At 70.3% G+C, this 16,108-nt stretch carries 14 protein-coding genes; 9 read left to right on the top strand and 5 right to left on the bottom strand.

The features are described from left to right. The first annotated feature begins 174 nt into the window (after positions 1-174). Together mutM and J2W78_RS09040 are read left to right on the top strand one after the other, a co-directional pair. Entirely contained in the window at positions 175-1,092 is a 918-nt protein-coding gene (gene mutM, locus J2W78_RS09045; protein ID WP_253369892.1) for a bifunctional DNA-formamidopyrimidine glycosylase/DNA-(apurinic or apyrimidinic site) lyase, read from the top strand. Between the two features lie 221 nt (positions 1,093-1,313). Next, positions 1,314-1,529, top strand: a complete 216-nt coding sequence (locus J2W78_RS09040) for a hypothetical protein (RefSeq protein ID WP_253369890.1) — start codon at positions 1,314-1,316, stop codon at positions 1,527-1,529. Between the two features lie 141 nt (positions 1,530-1,670). Here J2W78_RS09040 and J2W78_RS09035 read toward each other — a convergent pair whose 3' ends face one another. The 5 genes from J2W78_RS09035 to uvrB all read right to left on the bottom strand — a co-directional run bounded on the left by J2W78_RS09035 (position 1,671) and on the right by uvrB (position 8,841). After that, positions 1,671-4,022, bottom strand: a complete 2,352-nt coding sequence (locus J2W78_RS09035; RefSeq protein WP_253369888.1) for a PAS domain-containing protein — start codon at positions 4,020-4,022, stop codon at positions 1,671-1,673. Positions 4,023-4,130: 108 nt separating this feature from the next. Further along, positions 4,131-4,859 carry a glutathione S-transferase family protein gene (locus J2W78_RS09030; RefSeq protein ID WP_253369886.1) on the bottom strand — a complete coding sequence of 243 codons (729 nt, stop codon included), beginning with the start codon at positions 4,857-4,859 and terminating at the stop codon, positions 4,131-4,133. Between the two features lie 21 nt (positions 4,860-4,880). Beyond that, positions 4,881-5,558: a YidB family protein gene (locus J2W78_RS09025; protein ID WP_253369885.1), complete on the bottom strand. Its 678-nt coding sequence runs from the start codon at positions 5,556-5,558 to the stop codon at positions 4,881-4,883. Positions 5,559-5,647: 89 nt separating this feature from the next. Next, the gene (locus J2W78_RS09020) at positions 5,648-5,959 is read right to left on the bottom strand and encodes a hypothetical protein (protein ID WP_253369883.1); all 312 of its coding nucleotides are present in this window, start codon (positions 5,957-5,959) and stop codon (positions 5,648-5,650) included. Positions 5,960-6,090: 131 nt separating this feature from the next. Then, positions 6,091-8,841 (bottom strand): excinuclease ABC subunit UvrB, encoded by a 2,751-nt coding sequence (gene uvrB, locus J2W78_RS09015; protein WP_253369881.1) that lies wholly within the window; start codon positions 8,839-8,841, stop codon positions 6,091-6,093. A gap of 450 nt (positions 8,842-9,291) precedes the next feature. On the opposite strand from uvrB, the gene J2W78_RS09010 reads away from it, so the two are divergent. From J2W78_RS09010 to J2W78_RS08980, 7 genes are all read left to right on the top strand, one after another. Further along, on the top strand, positions 9,292-9,969 hold the full coding sequence (locus tag J2W78_RS09010) for a hypothetical protein (RefSeq protein ID WP_253369878.1): 678 nt from the start codon (positions 9,292-9,294) through the stop codon (positions 9,967-9,969). Continuing rightward, complete coding sequence (locus tag J2W78_RS09005; RefSeq protein ID WP_253369877.1) at positions 9,956-10,378, top strand: transcriptional regulator; 423 nt, start codon at positions 9,956-9,958, stop codon at positions 10,376-10,378. The genes J2W78_RS09010 and J2W78_RS09005 overlap by 14 nt, the downstream gene beginning before the upstream one ends. A gap of 70 nt (positions 10,379-10,448) precedes the next feature. Beyond that, positions 10,449-11,159 (top strand): di-trans,poly-cis-decaprenylcistransferase, encoded by a 711-nt coding sequence (locus J2W78_RS09000; protein WP_253369875.1) that lies wholly within the window; start codon positions 10,449-10,451, stop codon positions 11,157-11,159. A gap of 138 nt (positions 11,160-11,297) precedes the next feature. Continuing rightward, on the top strand, positions 11,298-12,671 hold the full coding sequence (gene creD, locus J2W78_RS08995) for a cell envelope integrity protein CreD (protein WP_253369873.1): 1,374 nt from the start codon (positions 11,298-11,300) through the stop codon (positions 12,669-12,671). A gap of 96 nt (positions 12,672-12,767) precedes the next feature. Continuing rightward, complete coding sequence (locus J2W78_RS08990; protein ID WP_253369872.1) at positions 12,768-13,286, top strand: ankyrin repeat domain-containing protein; 519 nt, start codon at positions 12,768-12,770, stop codon at positions 13,284-13,286. Positions 13,287-13,373: 87 nt separating this feature from the next. After that, positions 13,374-14,879, top strand: coding sequence for a glycerol kinase GlpK (glpK, locus tag J2W78_RS08985; protein ID WP_253369871.1), 1,506 nt, complete (start codon positions 13,374-13,376; stop codon positions 14,877-14,879). Further along, entirely contained in the window at positions 14,879-16,042 is a 1,164-nt protein-coding gene (locus J2W78_RS08980) for an alpha/beta fold hydrolase (RefSeq protein WP_253369869.1), read from the top strand. The genes glpK and J2W78_RS08980 overlap by 1 nt, the downstream gene beginning before the upstream one ends. Positions 16,043-16,108 lie beyond the last annotated feature (66 nt).

Genomic DNA, 16,108 nt, shown 5'->3' with positions numbered 1-16,108 from the left:
CGCACCGAAAGGACCTTGGCCGGGAGCAAGCCGTGAGCCCCGGCAACGGTTCCCGGGGAGGCTCGGCGGGCCAGCGCGACACCGTGGCCGCCCGGCACCGGCCGGCAGGGCTCGCGCCGGGGGCGGGGAGGGCGCTACAGCTTCCTTTCCCGCCGCCGCTTCTCTCCGACGACCATGCCCGAACTGCCCGAAGTCGAGACCGTGCGCCGGGGGCTCGCCCCCGCGATGGTCGGGGCGCGCGTCGCCCGCGTCACCCTGCGCCGGCCGAACCTGCGCTTCCCCTTCCCCGAGCGCTTCGCCGAGCGGCTGGAGGGCACCACGGTGCTCGACCTCGCGCGCCGGGCCAAGTACCTCACGGCACATCTCGATTCCGGCGAGAGCCTGATCCTGCATCTCGGCATGAGCGGGCGCTTCGACGTGCGCCTGCCCGACGGCTCGAACCTCTCGCCCGGCGACTTCTACCTCGAAGGGGCGCTCGGCACGCCCAAGCACGACCACGTGGTGATGGCGTTCGCCAACGGCGCCACCGTCACCTACAACGACGCCCGCCGCTTCGGCTTCATGGATCTCGTGGCGACCCGCGACCTAGAGACCTGCCGACACTTCGCCAGCATGGGCGTCGAGCCGCTCTCCGACGCCCTCGACGCACCCCGGCTCGCGCGCCTGTTCGCCAAAAAGATCACGCCGCTGAAGGCCGCACTCCTCGACCAGCGCCTGATCGCGGGCCTGGGCAACATCTATGTCTGCGAGGCGCTGCACCGCTCGGGCCTCCACCCGGCCCTGCCGGCGGGTGCGCTGGCCAAGCCCGACGGTTCGCCGACACCCAAGGCGAGGAAGCTCGTCAAGGAGATCAAGGCGGTGCTGACCGAGGCGGTGGCGGCCGGCGGCTCCACCTTGCGCGACTACGCCCGTCCGGACGGGGAGCGCGGCGCCTTCCAGCACGGCTTCCGCGTCTACGACCGGGTGGGCCATGCCTGCCCGACCAAGGGCTGCACGGGCCGCGTCGGCCGGATCGTGCAGGGCGGGCGCTCGACCTTTTTCTGCGAAACCTGCCAAACGCTGCCAGCCAGCCAAGTCTTGCCGATCCGGTAAGGTCCGAACGGCGGGGGCACCGATTTCATCCCGCTTATCTTTCGCTGAAATTCGGCGCTCATCCCCCGTTCTTCAGGTCACTGCTCACGCGAATGTTGAACGGTTTGGGGCCGCACTGCGTTCTCAGCTTTGCCACAGCACGGCAAAGCCCGTTTCCGCTCTTCCGCTGCGCCGGCCGTCCGCGGCAGCGCTTCCAAGAGCTCAACGACACGGAGGAACACATGCGCGCCATCAAGCTGATCCCGGTTCTCGGCCTGCTCGCTCTCGGCCTCGCGGCCTGCAAGGACGAGAAGAAGGACACCACGGGCACGACCACGCCTCCGGCCAACACCACGACCACCGCCCCGGCGACGCCGCCCGCCACCCCGCCAGCCGCCGGCCAGACCACGGCGCCGACCAACCCGCCCGCCGCCAACAAGCCGGCCGGTCAGCCGTAGTTTTCGGGAGGTTCCGACGTCGCCCGGTCGGTGGCCGGGCGGCATGAGAGAAGGAAGGCCGGCCGAAAGGCGGGCCTTCTTGCGTTTCGTCGGCCCACCCGCTCGCAGCGGCTTGGCAGACGCCCCATCACGAACGGCGTCTTATCCCGACACCGTTTCCCGCTTCACCCGCCGCCCCGCCATCTCCTTGAGCACCCGCCCCAGCTCCTCCGCCGAATAGGGCTTGCGCAGCAATTCGAACCCATGTGCGTCGTCCTGCGCCAGGACGTGGCTGTAGCCCGAGGTAAGGACCACCGGCAGGTCCGGAAAACGCTCGCGCAGGATGCGGGCCAGCGCGATGCCGCCCATGCCGGGCATCACGACGTCGGAAAACACCGCCTCGAACGGCGTCTCGGTGCGTTCCAGCTCGACCAGGGCCGCCTCGGCATTCTCGGCCCAGACCGGCTGGTGGCCGAGTTCCTCCAGGATCTGGGTGCAGAAGCGGCCGACTTCGAGGTTGTCCTCGACCACGAGGATCCGCAGATGCGCCTCGGCATCCGCATCCGGCCTCGGCCGGGCAGCGGCGGGGGCCTCGAGGGGAGCAACGACCTCGGGCAGGTAGAGGGTGAAGGTGGTGCCCTCGCCCGCGCGGCTCCACACGTCCACATCCCCGCCCGATTGCTTGGCAAAGCCGATCACCTGGGAGAGGCCGAGGCCCGTGCCGCGGCCGACCTCCTTGGTGGTGAAGAACGGCTCGAAGATGCGGGAGAGGTCGGCGACGGCGATCCCGGTGCCGGTGTCGACGACCGAGACCGCGACGAAGGGACCCGCCGAGCCGGCATGGCCGCGGATCGGCGGCATCGGTACGGCGCCGTCGAGGCGCAGGGTCAGGCGTCCCTCGCCGTCCATGGCGTCGCGGGCGTTGACCGCCATGTTGACCAAAGCCGTCTCGAACTGGCTCGCATCGGCGCGGACGTAACAGGGGGCGCCGGGCAGGTCGGTGACCACGCGGATGCGCGCGCCGGTCACCGAATCGAGCATCTCGCAGATGCTGCGCAACCGTTCGCCGACATCGAAGGTCTCGGGCTTGAGCGCTTGGCGCCGGGCGAAGGCGAGGAGCTGGCCCGTCAGCTTCGCCGCCCGGTCCACGGTGTCGGAGACCGCGTCGAGGTAGCGGCGCTTGCGCTCGGGCGCGAGGTCGGGCCGGCGCAGGAACTCGACCGAGGAGCGGATGATGGTGAGCAGGTTGTTGAAGTCGTGGGCCACACCCCCGGTGAGCTGGCCCACCGCCTCCAGCTTCTGCGACTGGCGCAGGGCGTCCTCGGCGTGCCGCTGCTCAGTGATGTCGCGGCCGAAGCCGTAGAGCAGGCCGTCGGCGGGCACGATGGTCCAGAGCACCCGGCAGGTGCCGCCGTCCTTGGTCAGGCAGGTCAGCTCAAGGTCGGTCGAGGCGCCGGCCGCGAGCCGTTCCAGCGCTGCCTCGGCCGCCGCCCGCTCCTCGGGCGCGAAGAAGTCGGGCACGTGGCGGCCCACCGTCTCGGCCCGCGACCAGCCCAGCGTCCGGCTCCACGAGGGGTTCACCGCGCCGATCCGCCCGTCGGGGGTGGCCACGACCTTGAGGACCGGTGAGAGCGTCCAGACGCGGTCGCGGTCGCGCCTTTGCGCCACCACTTCCGCTTCCAGGTCGGCAGCCTTGGAATGGAGCAGGTGCTCCACGCGCCGCCGGGCCGTGATGTCCTGGAACAGCACCGCGACCTGCCGGCGCGACGGCGGCTCGATGCGGAAGGCGGCAAGTTCGAGGTAGCGCCCGGTGGCGACCAACTCGCGCTGGAAGCGAATCGGCCGGCCGGTGCGCAGGACGTCGCCGTAGAGCGCGAGCCAACCGTCGGCCTCGTCGCCGACGATCTCGCGCAGGCGTCTTCCCTCCACGTTCTCGATGCCGGAATGCTGGGCGTAGGCACGGTTGGCGGTGACGTGGACGTAGTCGCTCAAGGGGCCGTGCGGGCCGTCGATGAACTCGATGACGGCGTAGCCTTCATCCATCTGCTCGAACAGCGTGCGGTAGTGCTGCTCACTCTCGGCCAGCGCCGTGCCCTGGGCCCGCTGCTCGGTCACGTCCCGCACCACGCCCGCGAGCCGCAGGGCCGCGCCGTCCGCATCGCGCTCGATCTCGAGGGTGCGGGCGATCCAGCGCGGGGCCCCGGTTCGGGGATCGCGGACGCGGTAGACCGCCTCCTCGGACGAGGCACCCGAGAGGATTGCCGGATCCTCCTCCGGGAAACGCTCGGCGAACGCGGCCAGCGCGTATCGCTCACACACTTCCAGGCCGTGCAGGCGGCAGAAGGCGGGGCTCGGATGCAGCACGCCCGCGCGCAGGTCGAGGGTGAAGACACCGATCCCGGCGGCATCCTGCACCCGGGCGAGTTGGTCCTGCGCCGCCCGCAACGGCTCCACGATCCGAAAGCGCGCCGATTCGGCGCTCGGTTCCTCGGTGATGGGGGGAGTCTCGGGCATGCTCACGCGGGTAGGTGTAGCACGCCGTCAGGCGTCACAAGCGCGACCGTTTGGCTGAGAAACAGTCTTCACGACAATGTCAAAGGTTAACCCGCGCGCGGCGGTTCGTCAGCCGACATCGAGTTCCGGATAGCGCCGGAAGATGCCGGCTTCGTTGAAGGGAAGGCACCGCTCGCTTGCACGATAGGCCGCGATCCGCGGCAGCTGCCCGATTCGCTCCGCGTGGGCGACGATGCCCGGCGTCTGCGCCAGCGCCCGGGCCGCAGCCCTGGGAAAGGCGTAGCGCAGGCCCGCCACGAGCTGGAACAGCGACGTGTCGGCATAGCTCATTGCGCCGCCGACCAGATGCTCCGGCCCCACCGGGTTGCCGGCGAGCACGCGCTCGAACCAGTTCAGGAACTTCGGGATGCGGTTCTCGCAAAAATCCTCTGCGCGGCGGCGCGCCTCGGGTCGCTGATCCTCGTAATACAGGCCGACGCCGACCGGGTGATGGGTGTCGTGCGCCTCCGCCACCATGTCGGCGATCGTGAGCTGGATCTGGTGCGTCCAGATCCGGTCGGCCTCGTCCGCCCCGACGAGGCCGAGGCGCGGCCCGAGATAGAGCAGGATCGCCGCAGTCTGTCCGATCACGCGGTCGCCGTCCTTGAGGAAGGGCGGGGCGAAGGGCGGGCGGACCGGCTCGTCCTCCAGACGGTCCATCATCGCCGCGATGCCGCCGCCCTCCGCCTCGGGCTGGCGGGCGACATCCACGTAATCCGCCCCGGCCGCTTCGAGGGCGAGCCGCACGAACTCGCCGCGGCCGGGGATCATCGGCCAGTAATGCAGCTCGTAGGCCATGGCGGAATCCTCAATCCAGGCTCACCAGCCGCCGCGTTCCTCATGGCTCGGCGCCCGGCCCTGGGGCGTCAGCGCGTCGATCACACCGGGCAGGGCCTGGGCGAGCTGCCCGAGCAGATCCTCGCGCGGCAGGCCGGTCTCGCGACTCAAGCTGTCGAGGGTGTTCGGGCCCAGCGCCTCGGCGAGGCGGTTCGGCGCGATCTCGCGGTTGGGGCCGTGGCCGATCCACGAGCCGATCACGTCGCCGAGGCCGCTGCGCTCGAAGCCCTGGATCAGGCCGTCGAGCCCATGGGAGGCCGCGCCGCTGCCGTCATCCGGCTCACGGTCGAGCCCGGCATAGGGGCCACCGCCGGGCGAACGGTGCCCGGAATGGCCGTCGCCGGGGCCGTCGAGCATGCCGGCGAGGTCGCCGAAATCGCCGCCGAGGTCGTTGCCGGCCTCGCTCCCCTGAGCCGGTGGCCCGCTGCGGCGGCCCTGGTTGAACCCGCCGAGATCGCCGTCGTCGGAGCCGGGTCCGGGGAGGGATCGGCCGTCGGATCCCGGTGAACCGCGGCCGAGGATATCGCCGAGCCCACCCCCGCCCTTGGCGAGCAGCAGCATGAGGAGCGCCTTCACCACCGGCGAGGCCAGCGCCCCGCCGCGCCCGCCCCCCAAAACCTGTCCGACGACTCCGCCGATGACCTGATCGAGCAGCCCCATGCGTTTCCTCCCGCCGGTTCACGCCACCATTCACGCCCGTTGCGGCGGCCGTGCCGGTCCAACGGCGAACGCAGGGGTGGGGTTGCGGATCAGTTCTCGTGGTTCGAGCGGAACGGCTTCGAGAGGTGATCGGAGGGATTGGTGCGCACGGTCTTTCCGCTCTTGCCCTCCGGCACCACCGCGGTCGAGGAGCGGATTGCGCTCGGGGGTGAGACCTCCCCGGTCGGCCGCTCGGCGGAGCGATCGTTGCCGCGCACCGTATCGGTGCCGGAGGGCAGGGTGCCGGCGGTGGGCTGATCGTTGGGGTTGGCCGCGCTCTGGGCCTGCACCGGCACCGACAGGCTCAGGCTGCCGAGGAGGGCACCCAGAGCGGCGCGAATGAGGGGAGAGGGGGATCGCATCGGTCGGCTCCATCACGCTTTGCGCCATTACGCTTGGCGCCGCCGGGCGGCCTCGCAGCCGAGCCGCCCGGCGGTTGCAGGATCTGAAGAGCCAATCGCAGGCGACGGCCGAGGTTCCGCGTTCGGGCGCCTCAGCCCCGCTTGCGCCCGCCGCCGCCCTTGTAGCGGGGCTTCTGGCCGCCGAGTCCTTGCGTCGAGCGCGCCTTGGGCCGCTCCTGCCAGGGCACGGCGTCGGCCGGCAGCTCGCGGTCGGTGCCCGGGCCCATATTGTCGAGGGTGGGCTTCGAGATGCGGCTGCCCTTCTGCCCGTAGCGGCCGGCCTCGCGCTCGATATCGCCCTGCCGGGCCATGGGATCGTCGGAGACCATGAGTTCGGTCGCCTGGAGGCGCTTGAGCTCGTCGCGAAGCCGCGCCGCCTCCTCGAAGTCGAGATCGGCGGCCGCCGCGCGCATCCGTTTCTCGAGGTCGGCCATGACCGCCTTGAGGTTGTGGCCGACGGTGATCGCGTCCTTGGCCAGCCCCGTATCGACGCGGACGTGGTCGCGCTCGTACACGCTCTCGAGGATGTCGCTGATGCCGCGCTTGACCGATTGCGGCGTGATGCCGTGCTCCTCGTTGTAGGCGAGCTGCTTCTGGCGCCGCCGCTCGGTCTCGGCCATTGCCCGCTCCATCGAGCCGGTGATGTTGTCGGCGTAGAGGATGCAGCGGGCATCCGCGTTGCGGGCCGCGCGGCCGATGGTCTGGATCAGCGAGGTTTCGGAGCGCAGGAAGCCTTCCTTGTCGGCATCGAGGATGGCCACCAGCGCGCATTCCGGGATGTCGAGGCCCTCGCGGAGGAGGTTGATGCCGATGAGAACATCGAAGGCACCCAACCTCAAATCGCGAATAATCTCGATGCGCTCCAGGGTGTCGATGTCGGAGTGCATGTAGCGCACCCGTACCGAGTTCTCGTGCAGGTACTCGGTGAGATCCTCGGCCATGCGCTTGGTCAGCGTCGTCACCAGGGTGCGGTAGCCGGCCTGGGCGACTTCGCGGACCTCGCCCAGCAGGTCGTCGACCTGGGAGCGGGCCGGGCGGATCTCGATCACCGGATCGACGAGGCCGGTGGGGCGGATCACCTGCTCGGCGAAGACGCCGGCCGTGCGCTCCATCTCCCACTTGGCCGGAGTCGCCGAGACGTGGACCGATTGCGGGCGCATCGCGTCCCATTCCTCGAACCGCAGAGGGCGGTTGTCGAGGCAGGAGGGCAGGCGGAAGCCGTACTCGGCCAGCGTCGCCTTGCGGCGGAAGTCGCCCTTGTACATGCCGCCGATCTGCGGAACCGTGACGTGGCTCTCGTCGGTGAAGACGAGGGCGTTGTCGGGCAGGTACTCGAACAGCGTCGGCGGCGGTTCGCCGGGCTTGCGGCCTGTGAGGTAGCGCGAATAGTTCTCGATGCCGTTGCAGGCGCCGGTGGCCTCGATCATCTCGATGTCGAAGGTGCAGCGCTGCTCCAGCCGCTGCGCCTCGATGAGGCGGCCCATCCGGGTCAGCTCCTCGACGCGGCTCTTCAGCTCGGTCTTGATGCCCTTGATCGCCTGCTGCAGGGTGGGGCGCGGCGTGACGTAGTGCGAGTTCGCGTAGACCTTCACGAACTTCAGCTCGTTGAGCTTCTTGCCGGTCAGCGGATCGAACTCGACGATGGATTCCACCTCGTCGCCGAACAGGCCGACGCGCCAGCCGCGATCCTCCAAGTGGGCCGGCCACAGCTCGATCACGTCGCCGCGCACCCGGAAGGTGCCGCGGGCGAAGTCCGACTGGATGCGCTTGTACTGCAGCGCCACGAGGTCGGCGATGAGCTGGCGCTGCTCGATGCGCTCACCGAGGGTGACGGTGAACGACATCGCCGTGTAGGTCTCGACCGAGCCGATACCGTAGATGCACGAGACCGAGGCGACGATGATGACGTCGTCCCGCTCCAGCAGGGCGCGGGTGGCGGAGTGGCGCATCCGGTCGATCTGCTCGTTGATCGAGCTTTCCTTCTCGATGAAGGTGTCGGACCGGGGGACGTAGGCCTCGGGCTGGTAATAGTCGTAGTACGAGACGAAGTACTCGACCGCGTTGTCGGGAAAGAAGCTCTTGAACTCGCCGTAAAGTTGCGCCGCGAGCGTCTTGTTCGGCGCGAGGATCAGGGCCGGGCGCTGCGTCTCCTCGATGACCTTGGCCATCGTGAAAGTCTTGCCCGAACCCGTGACGCCGAGCAGCACCTGATCGCGCTCGGCGGTCCTGACACCCTCGACCAGGGCGGCGATGGCGGTCGGCTGGTCGCCAGCGGGGGTGAACTCGGATTTCAGCGTGAACGTCACGCCGCCCTCCGATTTCGCCGGCCGCTCCGGGCGGTGCGGCACCCAGGCCTCGCCGTTCTTGAACAGCGGGTTGCCCTCGACGAGCAGCCGCTCCAGCGCCTCGACGGTGGCCGAGACGCCATCGGTGGCGAGCGAGGGCGCCTCCGCTTCGGGCGCGGTTTCCGGTGCCGGGCCGTCATCGGGCGGGACGAGGCCGAGCGCCTGGGCCAGCCGCGGGTCGACATCGGCTGCGTCGCCGATGGCGAAGCCCGCCTGCGGCGCCTCGGCGAAACCGTCCTTCGCGATCTTCTTGTAGGCCTTCGCCTCACCCTTCTGTCCGCGTCCCTTCCGGGGCGGCTCCGGCACGGGCTCGGCCGCCTTCAGACGGTTGCGGTTGAGCGCCGGATTGAGCAGCGCGGCGAGATGCTCGTCGAGCGGCATCAGCTCGGGCCGGTCGGCCTTCGCCGTCGTCTTCGAGGTCGCCTTGGCCTGTGCTTTGGCCGTCGCCTTGGCGAGTGCTTGGGCCGGGCTCACGCGCGGATTCTTGGGTGCGGGCATGGCGACAATATGGGCCCGTCGGGCGATCTCCGGAAGAGTCCGAACGGTCCGAGATTGTCCCGGCTCGCGGCCGTTTCGGGCCCGGACTGGCTTCCGTGCGTTCTCATCGCAGGGAGACCGCCGTGAAAACGGTCATCCTCCGCGCGGCTGAGGCGGATCTGCCGCGCACGCGACCTATCGGATTCCTCGCCGGACGGATCTGGTGCCGGACGATTTCGACATGATGCACCGGGAGGAGATCATCCGGTTGTTCGAGGGTGACGCGGACGCGTGAGGCTCCTCCTCGACACCTGTCTGCCGATCTGATCATCGGCGCGGCGGCTTCGTTTCATCCCCACTCCGGCCGCCACCGTCCTCATCGCGCTCATCCGAACGAATGCCGCTTGACGGCTCTGCACCCGCGTGTACTTTGCAATGCAAAGCGCGCCTCGACGCGGGAAGACGAACCCCATGCGTGACACCCACGGCGACCTCGACAGGGCGCTGGCCGACATCGTCGCGATCCGGATGCAGATCGCGCGGGACACGGCCTTCCGCGGCCTCGGCGCGGCGACGCTCGCCGCGACCGGCGCGCTTGCCCTCGTCGTCGCGGGGGCCCAGTCCCTGCTGCTCGACGACCCGACCGCACGGCCGGTCGTCTTCTTCGGCCTCTGGGTCGCCGCTGCCGTCACCGCTTGCCTCCTGATCGGCTTCGAGGCGGTGCGCCGCTCGCGCCGGGTCCATTCGGGGCTGGCCGACGCGATGGTGTTCAGCGCCATCGAAGGGTTTTTACCCGCGGGTGGGGCGGGCCTCTGCCTCGGGCTCGTCTTCGCCCGCTTCGCGCCGGACCAGCTCTGGATGCTGCCGGGCCTGTGGCAGGTTCTGGTCGGGCTCGGCCTGTTCGCCTCCGCCCGCATCCTGCCGCGCACCGTGCCGCTCGCGGGCGCGTGGTACCTGCTCGCCGGACTCACGGTGCTGGCCCTCGCCAGCGAGACGCGCCACCTCTCGCCCTGGCTGATGGGCGTGCCCTTCGCGGTGGGGCAGGGGCTCGTCGCCATCATCATCCACCGCCATTCGGGCCCAAGTGACGGATCGACTGACGGATCGACTGACAGATCTGCCGACGGAGACGCCGATGCCGACCTCTGATCGCAGCGACGCCCGCTTCTCCTACGAGGGGCTCGACCGGATCATCCACGAGCGGGCGCGGCTCTCGGTGCTGACCTCCCTGGTCTCGCATCCCCGCGGTCTCGCCTTCCCCGATCTCAAGCGCCTGTGCGGGCTCACCGACGGCAATCTCAGCCGCCACCTCGCCGTGCTGCAGGAGGCCGACCTCGTCAGCCTGGAAAAGGGCTACGACCAGAACCGGCCGCAGACCCTCTGCCGACTGACGCCTTCCGGGCGCTCCCGCTTCCTCGATTATCTCGGGGTGCTGGAGCAGGTGGTGCGCGACGCCGCACAAGCCGCGGGCAAGCCACAGAATGCCGCTGGCCGGTCCCAGGCTGCCGAGGACCGGCCCGCCGCCCAGGACCGTTCCGGCCTCGCCGAACCGGTCTGACGACCACTCCCGACATTCCACCGAACGCCGCGTCCCCCGCGTGTCTCGCACTTCGCCCGGAGACTTTACGATGCAAAGCCCTCTCGATCGCAGATCAGGTCTTCACGCGGCGATCATCATGGACGGCAACGGCCGCTGGGCGAGCGCCCGCGGCCTACCTCGGGGTGCGGGCCACCGGGCGGGCGTCAAGACGATCCAGCGCGTGGCGGAGGCCGCTCCCGCGCTCGGCATCGGCACGCTGACGCTCTACGCCTTCTCCAGCGACAACTGGCGCCGCCCGGCCGAGGAGGTCGGCGGGCTGATGCGGCTGTTGCGGGCCTATCTGCGCGGCGAGACCGACCGGCTCGCCCGCAGCGGCACCCGCCTCACGGTCATCGGCCGCCGCGACCGCCTGCCGCCCGGCATCCCGGAGGCGATCGCGCGGGCCGAGGCCGCGACCGCCACGGGTGACCGGCTGCACCTGCGCATCGCCGTCGATTACTCCTCGCGCGACGCGATCCTCGCCGCCGCCGCCCGGCTCGGGCCGGCGGGCCTCAGCCGCGAGGGCCTGAGCGAGGCCCTGGGAGCGGACGGGGACGTCGATCTCCTGATCCGGACGGGGGGCGAGAAGCGGCTCTCCGACTTCCTCCTCTGGGAGGCCGCCTACGCCGAACTGCACTTCACCGACCGGATGTGGCCCGATTTCGGCGCCACCGACCTCGCCGCGGCGGTGTCCGACTTCACCGCCCGCGACCGCCGGTTCGGCGGGCTGAACCCGCCCGCGGTACCGCGGGCCGCCTGACGCTGTCGCGAGTGCCGCGCGCCGGCCCGTCCGAAACCTAATCCAGAAGTGAGTGCGGAGAGCCCCGCCGTTCCGGCGGGCGACCACGCGGAGGCGATGTGCGCTTCCGCGAACCATCCCCCTTGCCCGGAGCCCCCGATGAGTCTCGCCCCGCCGATCCCAGCCTCCTCGCCCGACCAGGAGACCGCGCGGCCCTTCGCGTGGCACCGGCTGCGGCGGATCGCCGGGCTGACGCTGGTGGCCGGAGCGGCCTGCCTCGGCGCCCTCTTACTCGTTGGCGAGCGCCAGGATCGGCAGCGGGAGGTCGAGGCCGAGATCGCGAGAGCCTGGGGACCGCCGCAGCAGGTCCAGGGACCCGTGATGGTTCTGCCCTTCACCGACGATTCCGGCCAGCCGCGCCATGTCCTCGCAGCGGCCCGGTCGGCGTCCTTCGACGTGACCCTCGACACCGCCGAGCGCCGCCGCGGCCCGTTCGCCGCCACCGTCTACGACGCGCGCGTCAAGCTCGCCGGCCGCTTCGAAGTGCCGGACGAGGGGCAACTGATTGACCTCCTCGGTGCGGCCGGGGCGCGGATCCACTGGGATCGGGCCCTGATCGGTCTCGCGGTGGGGCGCCTGGGTTCGGTCAATCCCGGCGACGGGATCACCATCGACGGGCGCAAGGAGACCTGGGGGACCTGCTCCACCTTCGCGCTCCGTGGCGCGGCCTGCCCCGGTGAGCGCTGGGTTCTTGCCCCGCTCAAGACGGCAGGCCGTCCCGAGGGGGCCGTCGCCTATACGGGCGAGATCGGATTGCGGGGAACGGGGGAGATCACCTTCGTGCCGAGCGCGCCGCAGGCTGAACTGACGCTCGCCTCTCCCTGGCCGAATCCGAGCTTCTTCGGGGACGTACTGCCCGCGACCTACACGATCACGAAGACGGGCTTCACGGCGAATTGGCGGATCGACGAAATCAGCGCGCCGCGAGTCGTGACCGGCACGCTGCCTGGGATGATCCCGGAGGCCACGGCTCGGCTTGCGGGCTCCGGCAGCTTCGGCGTCGCGCTGGTCGAGGGCATGCCCGTCTACCGGATGATCACCCGTGTCGCGAAGTATGGGCTTCTGCCGGTCGTGCTGGCCTTTGCCCTGCTCCTTGCCTTCGAGGCGACGACGCGGCTGCGCATCCACCTCGTGCAATACGCTCTCGTCGGGATCGCCATGACGCTGTTCCCGCTGATGCTGCTCTCGTTCAGCGAGTGGCTCGGCTACAACGCCGCCTTCGGCCTCAGCGCCGGGCTCGTCGTGGCTCAGACCAGTCTCTACACGGCCGCGGTCTCGCGCGAGGTCACCGTCACCACCGTGTTCGGGGGGCTGATGTCGGCGCTGTTCGGCTTCCTGTTCGTGCTGCTCGGGCTTGAGGTTTACGCGCTTCTGGTCGGCACGGTGGCGGTGTTCCTAGCACTGAGCGCCGCCATGGTGCTGTCGCTCCGGTTCGACCCGGCCGGCTCGCGCGCCGTACCGGCCCAGGCCTGACCGGCTGGCCGGACCGCGCGGCGGCGCTACCTACCGGCGCCATGTGAGACCGCCGCGCGGCGGCCCTCCACCCACCGAACCCGTGACGCGAAAACCATGTCCGCTGACCGCCCCGCCCTCGACGACGAGACCCTCGCCTTCGCGGCTCGCCTCTTCCAGTACGCCCGGATGGGCCATGCCGACGAACTGGCCGAGCTGTTCGGGCAAGGGCTGCCGGCGAACCTTCGCAACGACAAGGGCGACAGCCTGCTGATGCTGGCCGCCTATAACGGCCAGGCGGCGACGGCCCGCGTGATCCTGGAGGCCGGGGGCGATCCCGAACTCGCCAACGACCGCGGCCAGACCCCGCTCGCCGGCGCCGCCTTCAAGGGCGATGCGGACATCGTCCGGCTGCTCCTGGAGCACGGCGCGCAGGTCGACGGGGTCGGCGACGGCAGCCGCACCGCGCTGATGGTGGCGGCGATGTTCGACCGCACCGAGATCGTCGATCTACTGCTCGCCCAAGGCGCAGACCCGTCCCGGCGCGACGCTTCGGGGATGAGTGCCGCCGACATGGCCCGGCAGATGGAGGCGCAGAACACACCGGCCCAGTTGGAGCGCGCGCAAGCCGGGTGACCGGTTCCGGCGCACGCCGCCTCGTGTAGGATCGGGGCCGAGCCGGGGTCAAAAATCCCGGACGCGGAAGACGCCGGGAGAGTGGCCATGCCGGATGCGGTCGGGGCGATCGACCAGGGCACCACGAGCACGCGCTTCATCGTGTTCGACCGCCGGGGTACGATCCTGGCGCAGGCCCAGCGCGAGCACGAGCAGATCTTTCCCCGTCCCGGCTGGGTCGAGCACGACCCGAGGGAAATCTGGCGCAACACCCATGCGGTGATGCGCGAGGGGCTGGCCCGGGCCGGGCTGGCGCCGGGGGATCTCGCCGCCATCGGCATCACCAACCAGCGCGAGACCGCCGTGCTCTGGGACCGGCAGACCGGCGAGCCGCTGCACGATGCCATCGTCTGGCAGGACACCCGCACCGACCGGTCCGTCGCCGCGCTCGCCCGCGACGGCGGGCGCGACCGCTTCCGCGCCAGCACCGGCCTGCCGCTGGCAAGCTACTTCTCCGCCTCCAAGCTCGCGTGGCTGCTCGACCACGTGGACGGGGCGCGGGCGAAAGCCGAGGACGGCCGCGCCTTGTTCGGCACCATCGATTCCTGGCTCGTCTGGAACCTCACCGGCGGCCCGGACGGGGGGCTTCACGTCACCGACGTGACCAATGCCAGCCGCACGCAGCTCATGTCGCTCGCGACCCTCGACTGGGACGAGGCCATGCTCGGCGTGTTCCGCATCCCGCGGGCGGTGCTGCCGCGCATCGTCTCCTCCAGCGCCGTGCTGGGCGAGGCCCGCGATCCGTTTCCCGGCGTGCCGCTCGGCGGCATTCTGGGCGACCAGCAGGCGGCGCTGTTCGGGCAGACCTGCTTTTCCGCAGGCGAGGCCAAGAACACCTACGGCACCGGCTGCTTCGCGCTGATGAACACCGGCCCCGAGCCCGTCACCTCTTCGGCCGGGCTCGTCACGACGGTGGCCTACCGGCTCGACGGACAGCCCCCCGCCTACGCGCTGGAGGGCTCCATCGCCATCACCGGCGCCCTGGTGCAGTGGCTGCGCGACAATCTCGGGCTGATCGGCGCGTCGAGCGAGATCGAGGGGCTGGCCCGCAGCGTCGAGGACAATGGCGGCGTCTACGTGGTGCCGGCCTTTTCCGGCCTCTACGCCCCGCACTGGCGCGACGATGCCCGCGGCCTCATCATCGGCCTGACCCGCTACGCCAACAAGGGCCACATCGCCCGCGCCAGCCTGGAGGCCACCGCCTACCAGACCCGCGAGGTGCTGGAGGCGATGGAGCGCGATTCCGGCTGTCCGATCGCCGAATTGCGCTGCGACGGCGGCATGACCGTCAACGACCTGCTGATGCAGTTCCAGGCCGATATCCTCGACCGGCCGACCCTGCGCCCGAAGGTTTCGGAGACGACGGCGCTGGGGGCAGCCTACGCTGCGGGGCTTGCCACCGGTTTTTGGAAAACCCTCGAAGATCTTCGCGACAACTGGGCCGTGGACAAGCGCTGGCATCCGCGTATCGAGGCAGAAGAACGTCGAGCACTGTTCGCCGGCTGGGGCCGGGCGGTGGAGCGCTCGTTCGGATGGGTCGAGGAGGACGCTTGATGGGTGCTCGGATACGCTCGCTTCGCACGGCTCTGCTGATCTCGTCCTTGGCGCTGACACCGCTCGCGGTCGGTCTCGCGCCGGCCCCGGTCCTCGCCGCGCCGGCCGCCGCCTATCCGGGCCAGCAGGAGGGCGATTTCGTCGCCGAAAACTTCAAGTTCGCCAGCGGCGAGAGCCTGGACAAGGTGAAGCTGCACTACACCACGCTGGGCACGCCGCATCGCGGCGCGGACGGCGAGATCGACAACGCCGTGCTCGTCCTGCACGGCACCACCGGCACCGGAAAGAGCTTCCTGATCCCGACGCTCGGGCCGGAGCTGTTCGGCGAGGGCGCGCCGCTCGATGCCGGGCGCTGGTACGTGATCCTGCCCGACGGGCTCGGCCGCGGCGGCTCCTCGAAACCGTCCGACGGCCTCAAGGCGCATTTCCCCCGCTACGGCTATGGCGACGTCGTGGAGGGCCAGCACCGGGTCGTCACCGAGGGGCTCGGCGTCAAGCACCTGCGCCTCGTGCTCGGCACCTCCATGGGTGGGATGCAGGCCTGGATGTGGGGCGAGCGCTATCCCGGCAGCATGGACCTGCTGATGACGGTGGCGAGCCAGCCGATCCCGGTGAGCGGGCGCAACGCCCTGTGGCGGCGCCTCTTGATCGAGGGCATCCGCACCGATCCCGACTGGAAGGGCGGCGAGTACACCGCGCAGCCCCGCAGCTTCGGCCGTATCCTGCCGATCTTCAACATCATGACCGAGAGCGTGCTCGGCCTGCAGAAGCAGGCTCCGACCCGCGCCGCGGCCGACACGGCCTACGACAAGATGATCGCCGGCTACGAGAACAAGGCCGACGCCAACGACTGGCTGTACTGGTTCGATTCCTCCTACGATTACGACCCGTCGCCGGACCTCGAAAAGATCACGGCGAAGGTGCTGGCGGTGAACTTCGCCGACGACGAACTGAACCCGCCCCAGCTCGACGTGATGAACGCGGCGATCGCGCGGGTGAAGGACGGTCGCTTCGTGCTGGTCCCGACCTCGCCCGAGACGCACGGCCACCAGTCGCTGCGGTTCGCCAGCTTGTGGAAGAGCTACCTCGCGGAATTTGTGAAACAGCCCGAGGCCGCGACCGAGAAGAAGAGCTCGCCGGAGCGGCCGGAGGGCAGCCGGTAACGCTTCGGGCGAGGGCGAGGAGGCCGGAGCATGTCGGCGCGTGACATCCTCCGGCTCGTACGGTGT

This window comes from Methylorubrum extorquens (assembly GCF_024169925.1).
Taxonomy (GTDB): domain Bacteria; phylum Pseudomonadota; class Alphaproteobacteria; order Rhizobiales; family Beijerinckiaceae; genus Methylobacterium; species Methylobacterium extorquens_A.
This window is presented reverse-complemented; position numbering and strand designations above follow the sequence as displayed.

Coding starts and splice junctions, on each gene's coding strand:
- mutM (WP_253369892.1), top strand. CDS start 175: ATGCCCGAACTGCCCGAAGTCGAGACCGTGCGCCGGGGGCTCGCCCCC.
- J2W78_RS09040 (WP_253369890.1), top strand. CDS start 1,314: ATGCGCGCCATCAAGCTGATCCCGGTTCTCGGCCTGCTCGCTCTCGGC.
- J2W78_RS09035 (WP_253369888.1), bottom strand. CDS start 4,022: ATGCCCGAGACTCCCCCCATCACCGAGGAACCGAGCGCCGAATCGGCG.
- J2W78_RS09030 (WP_253369886.1), bottom strand. CDS start 4,859: ATGGCCTACGAGCTGCATTACTGGCCGATGATCCCCGGCCGCGGCGAG.
- J2W78_RS09025 (WP_253369885.1), bottom strand. CDS start 5,558: ATGGGGCTGCTCGATCAGGTCATCGGCGGAGTCGTCGGACAGGTTTTG.
- J2W78_RS09020 (WP_253369883.1), bottom strand. CDS start 5,959: ATGCGATCCCCCTCTCCCCTCATTCGCGCCGCTCTGGGTGCCCTCCTC.
- uvrB (WP_253369881.1), bottom strand. CDS start 8,841: ATGCCCGCACCCAAGAATCCGCGCGTGAGCCCGGCCCAAGCACTCGCC.
- J2W78_RS09010 (WP_253369878.1), top strand. CDS start 9,292: ATGCGTGACACCCACGGCGACCTCGACAGGGCGCTGGCCGACATCGTC.
- J2W78_RS09005 (WP_253369877.1), top strand. CDS start 9,956: ATGCCGACCTCTGATCGCAGCGACGCCCGCTTCTCCTACGAGGGGCTC.
- J2W78_RS09000 (WP_253369875.1), top strand. CDS start 10,449: ATGCAAAGCCCTCTCGATCGCAGATCAGGTCTTCACGCGGCGATCATC.
- creD (WP_253369873.1), top strand. CDS start 11,298: ATGAGTCTCGCCCCGCCGATCCCAGCCTCCTCGCCCGACCAGGAGACC.
- J2W78_RS08990 (WP_253369872.1), top strand. CDS start 12,768: ATGTCCGCTGACCGCCCCGCCCTCGACGACGAGACCCTCGCCTTCGCG.
- glpK (WP_253369871.1), top strand. CDS start 13,374: ATGCCGGATGCGGTCGGGGCGATCGACCAGGGCACCACGAGCACGCGC.
- J2W78_RS08980 (WP_253369869.1), top strand. CDS start 14,879: ATGGGTGCTCGGATACGCTCGCTTCGCACGGCTCTGCTGATCTCGTCC.